At 72.0% G+C, this 17,257-nt stretch carries 12 protein-coding genes and 2 pseudogenes; 11 read left to right on the forward strand and 3 right to left on the reverse strand.

Annotated elements, in window-relative coordinates; genetic code table 11:
• The 5 genes and pseudogenes from AC3IYI_RS02980 to AC3IYI_RS03000 form a co-directional block, all read left to right on the forward strand.
• The gene (locus AC3IYI_RS02980; RefSeq protein ID WP_489408714.1) at positions 1 to 1,566 is read left to right on the forward strand and encodes a GMC family oxidoreductase; all 1,566 of its coding nucleotides are present in this window, start codon (positions 1 to 3) and stop codon (positions 1,564 to 1,566) included.
• Positions 1,563 to 2,657, forward strand: coding sequence for a quaternary amine ABC transporter ATP-binding protein (locus AC3IYI_RS02985; RefSeq protein ID WP_489408715.1), 1,095 nt, complete (start codon positions 1,563 to 1,565; stop codon positions 2,655 to 2,657). The genes AC3IYI_RS02980 and AC3IYI_RS02985 overlap by 4 nt, the downstream gene beginning before the upstream one ends.
• 229 nt (positions 2,658 to 2,886) lie before the next feature.
• Positions 2,887 to 4,773 carry an ABC transporter permease subunit gene (locus AC3IYI_RS02990; protein ID WP_489411860.1) on the forward strand — a complete coding sequence of 629 codons (1,887 nt, stop codon included), beginning with the start codon at positions 2,887 to 2,889 and terminating at the stop codon, positions 4,771 to 4,773.
• 1 nt (position 4,774) lies between these two features.
• Entirely contained in the window at positions 4,775 to 5,764 is a 990-nt protein-coding gene (locus tag AC3IYI_RS02995) for an ABC transporter substrate-binding protein (protein ID WP_489408716.1), read from the forward strand.
• A gap of 49 nt (positions 5,765 to 5,813) precedes the next feature.
• A pseudogene (locus AC3IYI_RS03000) lies at positions 5,814 to 6,764 on the forward strand (NsdA family TPR-like regulatory protein); the annotation flags it as partial.
• On the opposite strand, the pseudogene AC3IYI_RS03005 reads toward AC3IYI_RS03000, so the two are convergent.
• Positions 6,734 to 7,123: pseudogene (locus tag AC3IYI_RS03005) on the reverse strand (NUDIX hydrolase); the annotation flags it as partial. The pseudogenes AC3IYI_RS03000 and AC3IYI_RS03005 sit on opposite strands and share 31 nt — an antisense overlap.
• Positions 7,124 to 7,198: 75 nt before the next feature.
• Between AC3IYI_RS03005 and AC3IYI_RS03010 the strand changes: the two are divergent.
• The 4 genes from AC3IYI_RS03010 (at position 7,199) to AC3IYI_RS03025 (ending at position 12,082) form a co-directional block, all read left to right on the forward strand.
• Positions 7,199 to 7,483: a hypothetical protein gene (locus tag AC3IYI_RS03010; RefSeq protein ID WP_489411915.1), complete on the forward strand. Its 285-nt coding sequence runs from the start codon at positions 7,199 to 7,201 to the stop codon at positions 7,481 to 7,483.
• 630 nt (positions 7,484 to 8,113) lie between these two features.
• Positions 8,114 to 9,502, forward strand: coding sequence for an MFS transporter (locus tag AC3IYI_RS03015; RefSeq protein WP_489408717.1), 1,389 nt, complete (start codon positions 8,114 to 8,116; stop codon positions 9,500 to 9,502).
• A gap of 89 nt (positions 9,503 to 9,591) precedes the next feature.
• Positions 9,592 to 11,514 (forward strand): helix-turn-helix domain-containing protein, encoded by a 1,923-nt coding sequence (locus AC3IYI_RS03020; RefSeq protein ID WP_489408718.1) that lies wholly within the window; start codon positions 9,592 to 9,594, stop codon positions 11,512 to 11,514.
• A 64-nt stretch (positions 11,515 to 11,578) separates the two neighbouring features.
• Complete coding sequence (locus tag AC3IYI_RS03025) at positions 11,579 to 12,082, forward strand: GNAT family N-acetyltransferase (protein ID WP_489408719.1); 504 nt, start codon at positions 11,579 to 11,581, stop codon at positions 12,080 to 12,082.
• 211 nt (positions 12,083 to 12,293) lie between these two features.
• Here the strand turns inward: AC3IYI_RS03025 and AC3IYI_RS03030 are convergent, their stop codons facing one another.
• Together AC3IYI_RS03030 and AC3IYI_RS03035 are read right to left on the reverse strand one after the other, a co-directional pair.
• The gene (locus AC3IYI_RS03030; RefSeq protein WP_489411861.1) at positions 12,294 to 12,911 is read right to left on the reverse strand and encodes a response regulator; all 618 of its coding nucleotides are present in this window, start codon (positions 12,909 to 12,911) and stop codon (positions 12,294 to 12,296) included.
• Positions 12,912 to 13,006: 95 nt separating this feature from the next.
• A complete protein-coding gene (locus tag AC3IYI_RS03035) occupies positions 13,007 to 13,912 on the reverse strand; it encodes a sensor histidine kinase (protein WP_489408720.1) in 906 nt (301 codons plus the stop codon).
• Positions 13,913 to 14,127: 215 nt separating this feature from the next.
• Here AC3IYI_RS03035 and AC3IYI_RS03040 point away from each other — a divergent pair, with 215 nt between their 5' ends.
• On the forward strand, positions 14,128 to 14,877 hold the full coding sequence (locus AC3IYI_RS03040) for an ABC transporter ATP-binding protein (protein WP_489408721.1): 750 nt from the start codon (positions 14,128 to 14,130) through the stop codon (positions 14,875 to 14,877).
• Entirely contained in the window at positions 14,874 to 17,183 is a 2,310-nt protein-coding gene (locus AC3IYI_RS03045) for an ABC transporter permease (RefSeq protein WP_489408722.1), read from the forward strand. The genes AC3IYI_RS03040 and AC3IYI_RS03045 overlap by 4 nt, the downstream gene beginning before the upstream one ends.
• Positions 17,184 to 17,257 lie beyond the last annotated feature (74 nt).

A 17,257-nucleotide genomic window follows, 5' to 3' on the forward strand; every position in this document is an offset into this window, starting at 1 on the left:
ATGACCACCCCCACGCACGGCCCCACCCACACCCCCACGGAGCAGGAGTACGACTACGTCGTCGTCGGCGGTGGCACCGCCGGCTCGGTGATCGCCTCCCGCCTGACCGAGGACCCGGATGTCACCGTCGCCGTCATCGAGGGCGGCCCCAGTGACGTCGACCGTCCCGAGGTGCTCACCCTGCGCCGCTGGATGGGCCTGCTCGGCGGCGAGCTCGACTACGACTACCCCACCATCGAGCAGCCCCGCGGCAACTCGCACATCCGCCACAGCCGCGCCCGCGTCCTCGGCGGCTGCTCCTCGCACAACACCCTGATCGCCTTCAAGCCGCTCCCGTCCGACTGGGACGAGTGGGCGGAGTCCGGAGCCGAGGGCTGGCACGCGGCCGCCATGGACCCGTACTTCGACAGGCTCCTCAACAACATCGTCCCGGTGGCCGAGAAGGACCGCAACGCCATCGCGCGCGACTTCGTCGACTCCGCGCAGAGCGCCCTGGGCGTCCCGCGCGTCGAGGGCTTCAACCGAAAGCCCTTCCACGAGGGCGCCGGCTTCTTCGACCTCGCCTACCACCCCGAGGACAACAAGCGCTCCTCCGCGTCGGTGGCCTACCTTCATCCCGTCATGGACGAACGCCCCAACCTCCGGATCCTCCTGGAGACCTGGGCCCACCGCCTGGAACTCGACGGCACCCGTGCGCGCGGAGTCCACGTACGCGCCTCGGACGGCACGGAATCCCTGGTCACCGCACGCCGCGAAGTGCTGGTGTGCGCCGGCGCCGTGGACACCCCACGGCTGCTGCTGCACTCGGGCATCGGCCCGCGCGCGGACCTGGAAGCCCTCGGCATCCCGCCGGTACACGACCTGCCCGGGGTTGGGGAGAACCTGCTCGACCACCCCGAGTCGGTGATCGTCTGGGAGACCGACGGCCCGATACCGGAGAACTCCGCGATGGACAGCGATGCGGGGCTGTTCGTCCGGCGCGATCCCGACTCCGTCGGGCCCGACCTGATGTTCCACTTCTACCAGGTCCCCTTCACCGACAACCCTGAGCGCATCGGCTACGAACGCCCCGCCCACGGCGTGTCGATGACCCCCAACATCCCCAAACCCCGCAGCCGCGGCCGCCTCTACCTGACCAGCGCGGACCCCGAGGTGAAACCAGCCCTGGACTTCCGCTACTTCACGGACGAGGACGACTACGACGGCCGGACCCTGGTCGACGGCATCAAGCTCGCGCGGCAGATCGCCGCGACCCAGCCCCTGGCCGGCTGGCTCAAGCGAGAGGTGTGCCCCGGCCCGGAGATCACCGGCGACGAGGAGCTGAGCGCCTACGCCCGCTCCGTCGCGCACACCGTCTACCACCCGGCCGGCACCTGCCGGATGGGCGCCGACGACGACCCCGGGGCCGTCGTGGGCCCGGACCTGAAGATCCGCGGGCTCGAAGGCATCCGCATCGCGGACGCCTCCGTCTTCCCGACGATGCCCGCGGTCAACCCGATGATCGGAGTGCTCATGGTCGGCGAAAAGGCAGCCGAACTGCTCGCCCGGGAAGGCGGTACCCGATGAACACCACCACCCCCGCCGCGCCCGTCACCGGCCCCGCCGAGTCCCCGGTCTTCTCCGTGGACGGCCTCTGGAAGGTCTTCGGCCCCGACAAGGCCGCCGCGAAGGTGCCCGGCTCCGCCGACGCCGACCTGTCCGCCACCGAACTGCGCGAGCGCACCGGTTGCACAGCGGCCGTCCGTGACGTCACCTTCGACGTCCGCAAGGGCGAGGTCTTCGTCGTGATGGGCCTGTCCGGCTCCGGCAAGTCCACCCTCGTACGCTGCCTCACCCGGCTCATCGAGCCCACCGCCGGAAGCCTGTCCATCGACGGCGAGGACGTCCTCGCCATGGACGCCACTCAGCTGCGCGCCCTGCGCCGCCACCGCACGGCCATGGTCTTCCAGCACTTCGGCCTGCTCCCGCACCGCACCGTCCTCGACAACGTGGCGTACGGACTGGAGATCCAGGGCGTCGGACGCGGTGACCGCCGGCACAAGGCCGCCGAACTCGTCGCCAAGGTCGGTCTCGAAGGACTGGAGGACCGGCGCCCCGGCCAGCTCTCGGGCGGCCAGCAGCAGCGCGTCGGTCTCGCCCGCGCCCTCGCCGCCGACCCCGAAGTGCTCCTGTTCGACGAGCCGTTCAGCGCACTCGACCCCCTCATCCGCCGCGAGATGCAGGAGGAGGTCGCCCGGCTCCACCACGAAGAGGGCCGCACCATGGTCTTCATCACCCACGACCTCACCGAGGCCCTGCGCCTGGGCGACCGGATCGCGCTGATGCGCGACGGCCGCATCGTGCAGCTCGGCACGCCCGAGGAGATCGTCGGCTCGCCCGCCGACGACTACGTACGGGACTTCGTCCGCGACGTCCCCCGCGAACAGGTGCTCACCGTCCGCACCGCGATGCGCCCCGCCACTGCCGACGAGACCGAACAGGGACCCGCGCTCCACCCCGCCACCACCGTGGTCGAGGCCATCCAGGCCGTAGCCCGCAATGGTGGCTCGGCCCGCGTCGTCGACCGCGGCCGCTGCCTGGGCGTCGTGGACGACGCGGGGCTGCTCGCCGTCGTGGCCGGGCTCCCGGCCACCACCGGACGGGGGGTGGCGGCATGACCTGCCCGGTCCGTCCCACGGCCCCCGTCCCCGATGCCCGGAGGTGGTGCGCATGACCGCGACCCCGACCCACACCCCGCCCGACACCCGCACCGCCGCCCCTTCGGAAGCCCCGCAGTCCTCCGAACGGCCCGCCGGCCCGCGTCCCTCCGGCACCGAGTCCGCTCCGCAGGACCGCCCCCTAGGACCCCTGGCCGCCCTCGCCGCGCGCCGCGGGGTCCTCCTCCCGATGGGCCTCGCCGTCGCCCTGCTGATCCCGCTCGCCGTGGCCTTCCCGGGCGCCGGCAGCTGGCCCGCGGCCCTGGCGGTCGACCTGTCCGGCCCGCTCGGCCGCGCCGGTGACTGGATCATCGACCACCGCGACAGTCACCCGCTGTTCCTCTATTTCTTCGGCCACGTCAGCAACGCCGTCGTGGTGTCCGTCCGCGCCGTGTACGTGCTCCTGCTCGCCGCCGGCTGGACCGGGGTCACCGCCCTGGCCGCCCTGGTCGCCTGGCGCCTCGCCGGCATCCGGCTGGCCCTGACCTGCGCCGCCGCTTTCGCCGCCTGCGGACTGCTCGGCATGTGGGTGCCGACCATGCAGACCCTCGCGCTGATGGTCGTCGCCGTCGCCGCCTCCGTCGTACTCGGCGCCCTGCTGGGCCTCGCCGCGGGGCTCTCCCCGCGCGCCGACCGCGTCCTGCGCCCCGTACTCGACACCATGCAGATCCTGCCCGCCTTCGCGTACCTGCTGCCGATGGTGCTGGTCTTCGGCATCGGTGTGCCCGCCGCCGTCCTCGCCACCGTGGTCTACGCCGCCCCGCCCATGGCCCGGCTCACCGCCCTCGGCCTGCGCGATGCCGACCCGGGCGTCCTGGAAGCCGCGGCCTCGCTCGGCGCCACCGGACGCCAACGCCTGCTGACCGCCCGGCTCCCGCTCGCGCGCCTGCAGCTCCTGCTCGGCGTCAACCAGGCCATCATGACGGGCCTGTCCATGGCCGTCATCGCCTCCGTGATCGGCGCGGGTGGCCTCGGCGACCGCGTCTACCAGGCCCTCGCCTCCGTGGACGTCGGCGCCGCCCTGGCCGCCGGCATCCCCATCGTGCTGCTCGCCGTGGTGCTGGACCGCACCGCCGACGCCGCGGGCCGCCGGATCGGCGCCGCTCCCGTGCGCACCCACGAACAGCACCTGCTCCGCCGGGTGTTCTCCGGCTGGTACGGCCGCCTGCTCACCCTCCTCGCGGCGGTTGCCGCCGCCGTCGCGGGCCGCATCGCCGGCAGCTCCCTGTGGCCCGAGTCCTGGACCGTGTCCCTGGCCGATCCGGTGAACTCGGCCGTCGCCTGGATGACCGACCACCTCTACTCCGGCGTACCCGTGGTCGGCGGCACCGCCGACTGGGCCGCGCGCTTCACAGGCTGGATCCTCGACCCGCTGCGCAGCGGGCTCCAGGCCGCTCCCTGGTGGCTGCTCCTGCTGGCGGCGTGCGCGCTCGCCCTGCTCGCGGGCACCTGGCGCACCGCGCTCACCGCGGTACTCGCCCTGGGCGCCGTCGGCGTGCTCGGCGTGTGGGAAGCCTCCCTGGACACGCTCGCCCAGGTCCTGGCCGCCGTGGCGGTCACGCTCGTACTGGGCTTCGCGATCGCCGTGGGAGCCGCCCGCAGCGCCCGCGCCGAACGGCTGCTGCGGCCCGTCCTCGACGTGTGCCAGACCCTGCCGCAGTTCGTCTACCTCATCCCCGTGGTCGCGCTGTTCGGCGTCGGCCGCGCACCGGCCGCCGCGGCCGCCGTGGTGTACGCGCTCCCGGCCGTCGTCCGGATCACCGTCCAGGGCCTGCGCGAGGTGGACGCGACCGTCGTGGAATCCGCCCGCTCGCTCGGAGCCACCCGCTCACAGCTACTGCGGCAGGTCCAACTGCCCCTGGCCCGGCCCGCGTTGCTGCTGGCCGTCAACCAGGCCGTGGTACTGGTCCTCGCCGTCGTCATCATCGGCGGCCTGGTCGGCGGCGGCGCGCTCGGCTACGACGTCGTCCTCGGCCTCGCGCAGGGCGACCTGGCCACCGGCCTGGTGGCCGGCGCCGCGATCGTCTGCCTCGGCCTGCTCCTCGACCGCCTTACCCAGCCCGTAAAGGAGGCCTGACATGCGCCACGCACACCACCGGGGCCTCGGCCTCGACCGCCGGCGCGCCGCGGCCGTACTCGCCGCCGCGACCGGACTCGCCGTCCTCACCGGCTGCGGGGCCGCCGACATGACCCGCCAGTCCTCCCCGTACGCCGCCGCACAGGGAGCGAAGACCGTCACCCTCTCCGTCCAGTCGTGGGTCGGCGCCCAGGCGAACACCGCCGTCGCCTCCTACCTCCTCGAACACGAACTGGGCTACCGGGTGGACACCGTCCAGGTCGACGAGGTCCCCGCCTGGGACGCCCTCAGCCAGGGTCGCGTCGACGCGATCCTGGAGGACTGGGGCCACCCCGAGCAGGAGAAGCGGTACGTAAGAGACAAGCAGACCATCACCCCCGGCGGGAATCTGGGCGTGACGGGCCACATCGGCTGGTTCGTCCCCACGTACTTCGCCGAGGCCCATCCCGACGTCACCGACTGGAAGAACCTCGACAAGTACGCCGACCAGCTGCGCACCCCCGAGAGCCGCGGGAAAGGCCAGCTGATGGACGGCTCCCCGTCCTACATCACGAACGACAAGGCACTGGTGAAGAACCTGGGCCTGGACTTCGAAGTGGTCTTCGCCGGCTCCGAGGCGGCCCAGATCACCCAGATCAAGCAGTTCGCCAAGGAGCACAAGCCCTTCCTGACGTACTGGTACGAGCCGCAGTGGCTCTTCGAGCGTGTCCCGATGACCGAGGTGAAGCTCCCCGAGTACACCGCGGGCTGCGCGGACGATCCGCAGAAGGTGGCCTGCGCCTACCCGGACACGCCGCTGCAGAAGTACCTGAACACGCGCTTCGCGGAGTCGGACGGAAAGGCGGCCGACTTCCTGAAGAGATTCCACTGGACCAAGGAGCAGCAGAACGAGGTGTCCCTGATGATCGCCGAGGAGAAGCTGTCGCCGCAGCAGGCGGCGAAGAAGTGGGTGGAGCGCAACGAGAACGTGTGGAAGCCCTGGGTGGAGTGACCGACCCCGCGCCCGCCCCCGCCCCCGCCCAACGGGAGGGGGAGGGCGCGCCGGGACCAACCCGAGCCCATCCACACTGCACGCCCTGCGTTCTTCGATCGAGGACTATTGGCGTCGCGACGACGAGCACGGGGGTGAGACGCTCCGGCCTGCCGTCGTCGGCCAGCTGCGATACGTCGAAGGGCTGCTGAAGGACCAGCGGCCGATGCCGATACATCACGGCCTGTACGGCATCGCGGCAGAGCTGGCGAGGTTGACCGGGTGGACGTACTTCGATGCTCGGCAGTACCACCAGGCCCGCGCGTACTTCTCGGAAGCTCTGCAATTGGCCAGGGAGATTGACGACCACCCGTTCATGGCCAACGTGCTGGCGTGCATGAGCCTGCAAGCGACCTACCAGGACAAGCCGGCGGACGCGCTCGCGCTGGTGTCTGCCGCCCAAGACCAGGCCCGAGCGGCCATCGGCACGACGCCGAGAGTCCGGGCCATGCTGGCCATGCGTGAGGCGTTCGCCCACGCGACCTTGGGTGACCGGACAGCGACCCACACCGCGATCTCCGAGGCACACAGTCAGTACGGCCGGATCAAGGCGGACGACCCGGACCCGGCATGGGTGACGTACTTTGACGAGCCGAAGCTCATCGTGGACACGGGCATCGCGCACGGCCGTCTCGGCAAGGCGGCGATTGCCGAACCGTTGATCGCGGACGCGCTGGAGCGGGAGGACCCCGCGAACCAGCGCGGTAGGGCGTTCCACGCTTTCTGGTTGGCCCGTACGCAGCTCCAGCGAGGCAAGCTCGACCAGGCGTGCCACACGGCGATAGAGGCCCTGGTGCCCGCCGCAGCGGTGTCGTCCGAGCGGGTGACCGGGCACCTTCGCGAGTTCTACGAGCAGCTTGCGCCCTATCGCGAGGTGCCGGCCGCGGTTGCCTTCGAAGCACGCCTACGAGCGATGCTTCCCCCACAGGGTCAGCGAACCCCTTCGTCCATCAGGACGTAGAGGAGGCCGACGAGAGAGCCGCTGCTGACGATCTCGCGGCGGTCGATCATGCCCCGGATGTTCGCCAGCGGAATCCACTCGATCCGGTCCGACTCGTTCTTCTCGGTCGGCGGCCCGTCATACGTGGCGCCGTCGGCGCGGAACAGATGGTGCTGGGAGTCGGTGATGCCGTTCGCCGGTTCGGCGTAGATCAGCGGCTTCATCGGGCCGGGACGCCAGCCGGTCTCTTCGAGGACTTCACGGGCGGCAGCCTCGCCGGGCGTCTCGTCCGCCTCCACCAGGCCCATGGGCAGCTCCCAGGCCCACGCGTCCGTGATGAAGCGGTGACGCCACATCATCAGAACCTCTTGGCGGTCGTTAAGGGCAGAGCGTGGACGGCGTTCGGCCGGGCGCACCAGAAGGTGCACCGGTGGTGGGAAGTGAAGGACCCGACGGTGTTCGGTCTGCACCATCCGCCCTGCCCACTCGACGACCTGGAACGGCAAGCCGTACCACTCGGCGAGTTGGACCTGGACCAGCATGGCGCCGTGCTGCCTCCGCCCCTGCGACAGAAGCTGAACGACTCCCAGCGGGAAGCCGGCGAGGAGGCAGCGGAGCGGCGGGAGAGCGCGGCGCGGTACGCCCGCCAGCTGCGCGAGGCACAGCAGCGACGCGAGGAGGCTGACCGGCACCCGAAGCCGCTGCCGGCACCTCGACTGCCGCTGGGCGCCCTGCGCTGAACAGTCTGCAAGCGAGCCTCGGCTCCAGAGCCGGCGACAGCCGGGTGCCATCTCCTGTACTGACGGCGTCGATGTGGGCTTCGCCCGACCTCGTTCACAGCCGCGTACTCGGTGTCCGGGTCCAGCGTCAGTCCCCTCCTGTGACGCACCGCAAAGGCCAGGTACCTCACGGCAGGTCAGTCAGGGTGGCTTGCGCACTCGGGTTTGGACACCGAGACGTACCGGCCGACGCCAGGCACGAAGCAGACCTGAGAGATGAAACCAAACCTTGTCTCTACCGCGTCCACTTCGCACCACCCCGACCACAAACGCGTCGTGCTCAACACAGCGTAACCAGCACCGAACCAGCACGGGGTGGGTGGCGAGGGGTGCTGACGTGGGGTTTCAGGTCAGCACCAAACCAGCACGGGAACCAGCACCGCGTCCCCAAAACAGGCACAACTCTACAATTCCGGCAGGGCTTCCCACCCCGTCCAAGAGGCTTCCGAGGGGATCGGTTCGGGCCGTGTGGCGGTCGGACACACCCGGCTGGGGCTGATTGTGATGACCGGCCACATATGCCGGTGAACTGCGGACTTCTACGTTGTGGCCACACCCGACGTCCCCGCAGACACCCTGGAAGTGGTTCACATGGCCTCCACCGCAGCCGACCCGAAGGCTCCGTCCGGCATCAGACGGATCGTCGCCGCCAGTCTCATCGGGACCACCATCGAGTGGTACGACTTCTTCCTCTACGGGACCGCCGCCGCCCTGGTCTTCAACAAGCTGTTCTTCCCCACCGCGGATCCGCTCACCGGCACCCTGATCGCCTTCCTCACCTACGCCATCGGGTTCCTGGCCCGGCCACTGGGCGGGGTGGTCTTCGGGCATTTCGGGGACAAGGTCGGGCGCAAGAAGCTGCTGGTGCTGAGTCTGCTGATGATGGGCGGGGCGACCTTCGCGATGGGGCTGCTGCCCACCCACGCGAGCATCGGGGTCTGGGCGCCGGTCCTGCTGACCGCGCTGCGCCTGGTGCAGGGGTTCGCGCTGGGCGGCGAGTGGGGCGGGGCCGTGCTGATCGTGTCCGAGCACGGCGGGGCCGAGCACCGCGGGTTCTGGGCCTCCTGGCCGCAGTCCGGGGCGCCCGGAGGCAATCTGCTGGCCACTGGGGTGCTGGCGCTGCTCGCCGCCGTGCAGTCGGACGCGACGTTCCTCGCCTGGGGCTGGCGGATCCCCTTCCTGCTCTCCGGGGTCCTCGTGATGGTCGGGCTGTGGATCCGCCTCTCCGTCTCCGAGTCGCCCGTCTTCCTCGCGGCGCAGGCCGAGGCGGCCGCCTCGGGCCGGGGTGAGGAGAAGGCGCCCGTGGTCCAGGTGTTCCGCAAGGACTGGCGGCAGGTGCTCACCGCCATCGGCACCCGCTTCGGCGAGAACATCTCGTACTACGTCCTCACCTCCTTCCTCCTCGTCTACGTCACCACCCACCTCGGGCTCCCCAAGACCACCGCGCTCAACGCGCTCCTGATCGGCTCGGCCGTGCACTTCCTGACCATCCCGGCCTGGGGCGCGCTCTCGGACCGGATCGGCCGCCGGCCGGTGACGCTGATCGGTTCGGCCGGCATGGCGCTGTGGGCGTTCGCGTTCTTCGCGCTGGTGGACTCGAAGTCGTTCGCCGTCATCACCCTCGCCGTCACCGCCGGGCTGCTGCTGCACGGGGCCATGTACGGGCCGCAGGCCGCCTTCATCTCGGAGATGTTCGACACCAAGGTCCGCTACTCGGGCGCCTCGATGGGCTCCCAGCTCGCCTCGATCTTCGCGGGGGCCCTGGCCCCGATCATCGCCGTCGAGCTCCTGAAGGACTACGACTCCTCCGTGCCGGTCTCCGTCTACCTGTCCGCGGCCGCCCTCGTCACCACTCTGACGGTCCTGTTCGCCCGCGAGACCCGGGGCCGCGACCTGTCCGTCCCGAAGGCGGGTGCGGCAGAGCCGGCCGGGGTGGCCGCGGGAAGCGGCTACGCCACCGCGGTCTCCGATCCCGGCTGAGCCCGACCGCCCCACGGGCCGCCCGCCGCGCCGGTGTCCACGGCCGGCGGGCGGACCCGCTCGCCACCCCGTACCGAAGGGCTGCCAGCATGGCCCCCGTGAACGATCCCACCGCGCCCGCGACCGCGTTGCGCCAGCTCCTGGACCTGCTCGCCCAGGGCGCGCCCGTCGAGCACTTCGCGCGGCCCGGCGCGCAGGCCCGTACCGCCGGTGCCGGCGCCGCCGAGCAGGCAGTCGTCGAGGAGGCGACCCGGGTGGCCCTCGACATCCGGCGCACGCTCGACCAGCACCGCAGGCGCGAGGCGGAGCTCACCGCCCTCTTCGACACGGCCGGCGACCTCGCGGCGCTGCGCGACCTCGACGCGGTGCTACGGGCCATCGTGCGGCGGGCCCGGACCCTGCTCGGTACGGACTGCGCCTACCTCACGCTCAACGACCCCGTCGTGGGCGATACGTTCATGCGGGTCACCGACGGCTCGGTCTCCGCCGCCTTCCAGCAGTTGCGCCTCGGCATGGGCGAGGGCCTGGGCGGGCTGGTCGCGCAGACGGCCCGGCCGTACGCCAGCGCCGACTACCGCACCGATGGCCGCTTCCGGCACACCAGCACCATCGACGCCGGGGTGCGCGAAGAAGGGCTTCGGGGCATCCTCGGGGTGCCGCTTCGCGTCGCCTCGCGGGTCATCGGGGTGCTCTACGCCGCGGACCGGTCGGTGCGCGAGTTCACCCCCGACGCGGTCGCGCTGCTCTCCTCGCTGGCCGACCACGCGGCCGTCGCCATCGACGGGGCGCGGCTGCTGGAGGAGACCCGTACGGCACTGGTCGAGCTGAACGCCGCCACCGAGACCGCCCGGGCGCACAGCGAGGCGGCACGGCTGGCCACCGAGACCCACGACCGGCTCACCGATCTGGTCCTGCGCGGCGGGGACGTCACCGATGTGGCCCGGGAGGTCGCCGCGCTGCTGCGGGGCGGGCTCGTGGTGCACGACGCCGACGGCGCCGAGCTGGCCCGGGTCGCCACCGAGCCGATCGGCGCGCCCGCCCAGGGGGTGGCGGCCTCCCGGGCCGGCGGCCGGGCCGTGCCGGTCGACGGCGTGTGGGTCTGCGCGGTCCTGGCCGGGCCCGAACTCCTCGGCAGCATCGCCCTGACGGGCCGGGCGGACCTGTCGGACAGCGACCGGCGGCTGTTCGAACGCACCGGCCTGGTCACCGCGCTCCTCCTGCTACTGCGCCGCTCGGTGGCCCATGCCGAGGACCGGGTGCGCGGTGAGCTCCTCAGCGACCTGCTGACCCCGCGGAGCCCGGGTCACGCGCCCGACACCGGCAGCCGGACGATCCGGGCCCGCAAACTCGGCGTCGACCTCGCGCGCCCGCACTCCCTCCTGGTGCTCCACTGCGACGCGGCGCTGCGGCCCCGGCTGTCCGCGGAGGCGGCGCGCCGCGCCCGCGACCGGGGCGGCCTGGCCGGCGTGCACGAGGGCCACGTCGTCCTGCTCGCCCCGGCCGAACGGCCCGGGGACCTCGCGCGGTCCCTGGCGGCGGAGCTGGGGCAGGCGGTGGGCACGCCCGTCACCGTGGGTTCCGCCGGGCCGGCCGGCGACCCGGGCGGGCTGCCGGGCGTGTACGCCGAGGCCGTGCGCTGCCTGCGGGCCCTGCACGCGCTGGGCCACACCGGCCACGGAGCCGCCCTGCCGGACCTGGGCTTCGTCGGCCTGCTGCTCGGGGATCACGGTGATGTCGGCGGGTACGTCGACCAGGTGCTCGGCCCCGTCATCGACTACGACGCCCAGCGGGGCACCGAGCTGGTCCGCACCCTCCAGGCCTACTACGTCCACGGGGCGAGCCTCTCCAAGGCCAAGGAGGCGCTGCACATCCATGTGAACACCGTCGTGCAGCGCCTCGACCGGATCGGCCGGCTCCTGGGCGAGGACTGGAACTCCCCCGCCCGCGCTCTGGAGCTCCAACTCGCCCTGCGCCTGCACCTCCTGGCGAACTCCGGCCCGCCCTCGGCCTGATCGCAGGACACGCCCTGGATTCCCGGCCGTAGTGCGCGGTGATCCATTGGGGCAGAGTGAGGGCATGACTACGTACGAGACGATGTCGTTCCACCTCCAGACCGAGCGGCTGATACTCCGGCCGTGGGCCGAGTCGGACGCCGCCGCGTTCTGCGAGCTCCTCGCCGAACGCGGCAAGGGAACCCACGCGGTCGAGGACATCCGGACGTCCATAGCGGAGCTGCTCACCGCGACGGAGACGACGGGGATAGCCCTGCTGCCGATCCAGCGCCGCGACGAGGGCGATTTCATCGGCTACTGCGGGCTGATCATCGGCCGCTCCACCCTGGAGGAGCCGGAAATCGCGTACGAGCTGTTCCAGAGCACGCACGGGCGCGGCTACGCCACCGAAGCGGCCGCGGCGGTGGTCGATGCCGCCATCGCGACCGGGCGGAAGCGGCTCTGGTCGACCGTCGGTCCATGGAACACAGCCTCCCTCCGTGTCCTTGAGAAGATCGGCTTCGAGCGGCATCGCGTTGCCACGGACGACCGTGGTGAGCATGTATGGCTCACACGCGAGTTGCCGTGACACGAGGCGGGCCGGCGCAGTCCGCTCGGGGCTTCCCTAGGGTCTGTCGTCAAACTCCCGTCGTCGCCCGAAGGGCGGCCGCGCGGCGTCTGGTGCGTGCTCTCGGCGCGCCGGGCGAAAGTCCGCGTACTGGACGTACCCGGGCTTTCGCCCGGTGCGGCGAGAGCACGTGCCAGACGCCGCGCGGCAGACGGGAGTTTGACGACAGGCCCTAGGCCGTGCCCGGGGTGACCAGGCCCGTCTCGTAGGCAAGGACGACCGCCTGGGCGCGGTCGCGCAGGCTCAGCTTGGCGAAGATCCGGGCCACATGGGTCTTCACGGTGGCCTCGCTGAGGGTGAACTCCTGGGCCAGTTCGGCATTGGAGAGGCCGTGGCCCATGAGCGTCAGCACCTCCCGCTCGCGCGGAGTGAGGGCGTCCAGGTCGGAGTGGGATGCCGCCGGGGCCCCGCCGCCGCGCGCGGCCGATGCCGAGGCGCAGCGCTCCACCAGTCGGCGGGTGATCGACGGGGAGAGCAGCGCGTCGCCGGTGTCGACGAGCCGTACGGCGTTGGCGAGGTACTCCGGGGTGACGTCCTTGAGCAGGAACCCGCTCGCTCCGGCCGCGAGGGCGGCGTAGACGTACTGGTCGAGGTCGAAGGTGGTCAGCATGATCACCCGGCATTCCGGGGCTTCGGCGAGGATCTGCCGGGCGGCCTCAAGTCCGTCCAGCCGGGGCATGCGTATGTCGAGCAGGACGACGTCGGGGCGCAGACGGCGTACCGCCGAGACGGCCTCCACCCCGTCTGCGGCCACTCCCACCACATCGATCCCCCGGGCGGTGAGGATCATGCGGAAACCGGTGCGGACGAGGTCCTGGTCGTCGGCGATGACCACCCGGGGCGAGGCGGCCCTCGGGTCCGGCTCGACGGCCGGGGCGGGCGTGGTCACGGCCGCTCCAGCGGGAGGCGGGCGCGGACCCGGTAGCCGCCCCCGAGGCGGCGGCGCGCGTCGAAGTCCCCTCCGTACACGGCGACCCGCTCGCGCAGCCCGACCAGCCCGTGCCCCGCGCCGTCGGCCTTGGGGCGCGGGGCGGTGAACGCTGTGGACACGGCCGGGGCGGGCTTCCCCGCCGGCCCGGATATCCGGTCCCCGGACAGCACGCTCGGACCGCTGTTGAGCACCTCGACCCTCAGTGCCTGGTCCGCGTATCTCACTGTCACCTCGGCTTTCACCCCGTCCCCGTGCTTGAGTGCGTTGGTCAGCGCCTCCTGGATGATCCGGTAGGCGGTGACGTCGATCCCGGCCGGCAGCGGCCGCGGTTCGCCGGATATCCGGACCTCCACCGGCAGCCCGGCGAAGGCTATCCGGTCGATGAGCGGACTGAGCCGACTCAGACTCGGCTGCGGCGCCAACTCCGCCGCCGGGTCCCGTCTTTCGGCGGCCCTGCCTCCGTACGGTTCGTCGTTTCCGTCCTGGGCGGGCGCGAGCAGGCCCAGCAGGTGCCGCAGTTCGGTCATGGTCGTACGCCCGGCCTTCTCCACGGCGGCCATCGCGGCCGCAGCCTCCACCGGCATCGTCGCCAACACCTCGCGGGCGGCGCCCGCTTGGACGATCATCAGGCTGACGTTGTGGCTGACTATGTCGTGGAGCTCCGCCGCTATCCGGGCCCGCTCCGCGTCCACCGCGGAGCGGGCCGCGCTCTCCCGCTCCCGCTCCAGCAGCCAGCCGCGCTCCTCGATCGCCGACCGGTGCGCCGCGCGGGCCCGCAGGAGCGCCACGGTCAGCCCGAACCCGGCCGACACCGCGCACACCGCGGCCACCACGACAGCGACCGCCCATCCCGTCGTCACGGCAACTCCCCCTCCCCCACCCGTAGTCCTCGTCCCACGGTCATCGTTCCATGGTCATCCGTTCCAAGATTCTCCTACCCGACTCTCGCAAGCACCCCGTGTAGTCCACATCCCTCTCCCGGTTCTGTCCCGCATACATCCCCAGGATGACCCCGCCTCCCGTCTACATCCGGGGGGTGACGCGGCCCGTCCGACCGGCCTTCTAGGTTCGTGCCATGACACCTCATCACGACAGCGCCGGCAGCTCCCCCCAGGTCGTCGTCCGGCTGGACCGCGTATCGAAGGAGTACGGCGACACCCTGGCCCTCGACGCCCTGTCCCTGGAGATCCGCCGGGGCGAAGCCGTCGCCGTGATGGGCCCTTCCGGCTGCGGGAAGTCCACGCTGCTCAACATGGTGGCCGGACTGGACCGGCCGACCGCCGGAACGATCAGCGTGCACGGCCAGGACCTCGGCGGCCTGACGGAGACCGGCCTCGCCCTCTACCGCCGCCGCGACGTCGGCATGATCTTCCAGTTCTTCAACCTCATCGACGACCTGCCGGCCCTCGACAACGTCGCCCTGGCCGCCCAGCTCACCGGCACCTCCGCGCGCCAGGCCCGCCGCCGAGCCCTGGAACTCCTCGACGAGCTCGGGGTCGCCGACCGCCGCAACAACTACCCGACGACGCTCAGCGGCGGCGAACGCCAACGCGTCGGCGTGGCCCGCGCCCTGATGAACCGTCCGGCACTGCTCCTCGCCGACGAGCCGACCGGCGCCCTCGACAGCCGCTCCGGCGAGCAGGTGATGGATCTGCTGATCGACCTCAACCAGATAGGCCAGACCCTCCTGATCGTCACCCACGACCCGCACCTGGCGACCCGCTGCGCCGGCCGCCTCGTCGAGATGGCCGACGGCCGCATCGCCCGCGAACGCGCCCTGGACGGCGAACTCGTGGACGGCGAGACCCTGGAGCGCTCCGCGTGAGCGCCGTGTGGCGGGCCTCCCGGGCCGCTGTGAGGCGCCGCAGGGTCCAGACGTTCGTCATCGGCCTCGTCGTCCTGTGCTCCACCACGACCGTCCTGCTCGCGCTCGGCCTGCTGGCCGCCGCCTCGGGCCCCTTCGACACGGCCTACTCCGCGCAGCGCGGCGCGCACACCGTGGCCACGTACGACCCGGCGAAGGTCTCCGACGCCCAGCTCGCGCAGACGGCGCACCGCCCCGGGGTCGCGGCCGCCGCGGGCCCGTTCCCGCAGGCCGTCATCGACGTGCCCACGGACTGGATCGGGAGTCCGCCGGGCCCCCTCATGGTGGTGGGCCGCGCCGATCCGGCCGGGCCGGTGGACCGCGTGTGGATGCGGCAGGGGCGCTGGGTCGAGGCGCCCGGCGAGATCGTCGTGAACTGGTCCACCAACGGCACTCCGGACGCCGATCTCCTCGGCACGAAGTTGCAGGTACCCGGCCTCCCGACGCTCACCGTCGTAGGTTTCGCGACGAGCATGAGCCAGTCGTCCGGCGCCTGGGTGACGCCCGAGCAGGCCGCGGCCCTCCATCCCACGTCCACGCAGATGCTGTACCGCTTCACCGACCCGGCCACCGGGGCCCAACTGCGCGACTCGCTCGCCCGGGCCACGGAGGGACTTCCCGCGGACTCGGTGACGGCCGCGCAGACCTACCTCACCCTGAAGAAGGCCTTCTCCGCGCGGGCGGACGCCTATCTGCCCTTCATCGCCCTGTTCGGCGTCCTCGGTCTACTCGTCTCCTCCCTGATCGTGGCGAACGTGGTCAGCGGCGCCGTGGTCTCCGGCAGCCGGCACATCGGCGTCCTCAAAGCCATCGGCTTCACTCCGAACCAGGTGGTCGCCGTCTACCTGACGATGGTCTCGGTCCCCGCCGTGGCCGGCTGCGCCTTGGGCACGCTGCTCGGCAACGCGCTGGCCGCGCCCATCCTGCAGATCGCGTTCTCCGGCATCGAGACGGGGATGGCGGGCGTGGGGACCGTCTCGCCCTGGCTCAGCGTCGCGTGCCTGGCCGGGATGCCCGCCCTCGTCGTGCTGACCGCGCTCGTACCGGCCCTGCGCGCCCACCGGCTGCCGGCCGCGCAGGCCATCAGCGCGGGCGGCGCGCCCCGCACGGGACGCGGACTGCGCGTCCAGCGTGCGCTCGCCTCCTCGCGGCTGCCGCGCTCCGTCAGCCTGGGACTCGGCCACCCGTTCGCCCGCCCCGGCCGCGCCTTCATGACCATGGCCGCCATCGTCCTCGGTGTCACCACGGTGACCCTGGCGACTGGTCTGACCAGCACGATGGTCTCGTACGCGCAGACCGGCCGCGGCCCCGGCGGAACGGTGGTCTACGTCCAGGTCGGCGGCCACGGCGACAACCCTGTCGAGCCGCTGCTGAGCGACGCGCAGATCGAGGAGCGGCTGCGGTCGCTCGGTGCGCAGGAGGTGCAGGCGCGCGGGCTGATCCAGGTCGGCCTGGTCGGATACACACAGCCCGCGTTCGGGAACTTCTACCGGGGCAGCCCGTCCCCGGCCGAGGCCTTCGTGGAAGGCCGGCCGCCCAGCGGACCCGGCGAGATCGCGGCGGGCCCTTCCTTCCTCACGGAACGCGGGCTGGCGGTCGGCGACCGGGTCACCCTCGAGGCCAACGGGAGGCGGACGGCCGCGACCATCGTCGGCCAGCTGATCGACAGCGACGCACGCTCCCTGGAATCCACGTGGGAGGCTCTCATCCAACTCGCCCCGGACAGCCGCGCGGTCGAGTACACCGTCCGGCTCGCCCCGGGGACGGACACCCGCGCCTACGCGGACGCCGTCGACGCGGCCGACCCCGGACTGCACGCCGAGGTAGTGAACTCCGCCAAGGTCAACGCCGCCACCACCGCGGTCGTCGGCTTCTCCTCGGTGTTCTCGGTCATGCTGACCCTCGTCGCCTCGCTCGGCGTCTTCAACACCGTGCTGCTGAACACCCGTGACCGCCGCCGCGACCTGGGCATGCTCAAGTCGATCGGCATGACGCCGCGCCAGGTGGTCGCGATGACGGTGACCTCGGTGACCGGGATCGGCCTGGCCGGCGGGCTGCTCGGGATCCCCCTCGGGATCGTCGCGCACCGGCTCGTCGTGGACAACGTGGGCATCGTCGCCTTCCCCGAGTCGATGAAGGACGTCTGGCACGCACCGCAGCTCGCCGGAATGCTGTGCGCGGGGGTCGCGATCGCCGTCCTGGGCGCGCTGATCCCGGCCCGCTCAGCGGCCCGGATGACCATCGCCGCGGCCCTGCACACCGAGTAGCTCCCGTAGGCCGTCTCTTTCGGATCTTGCCGGGCCCGCGCCGCCCGGCAAGATCCGGCAGATGCACACCTAGT

It is taken from the genome of Streptomyces sp. GL_148 (genome assembly GCF_057834205.1).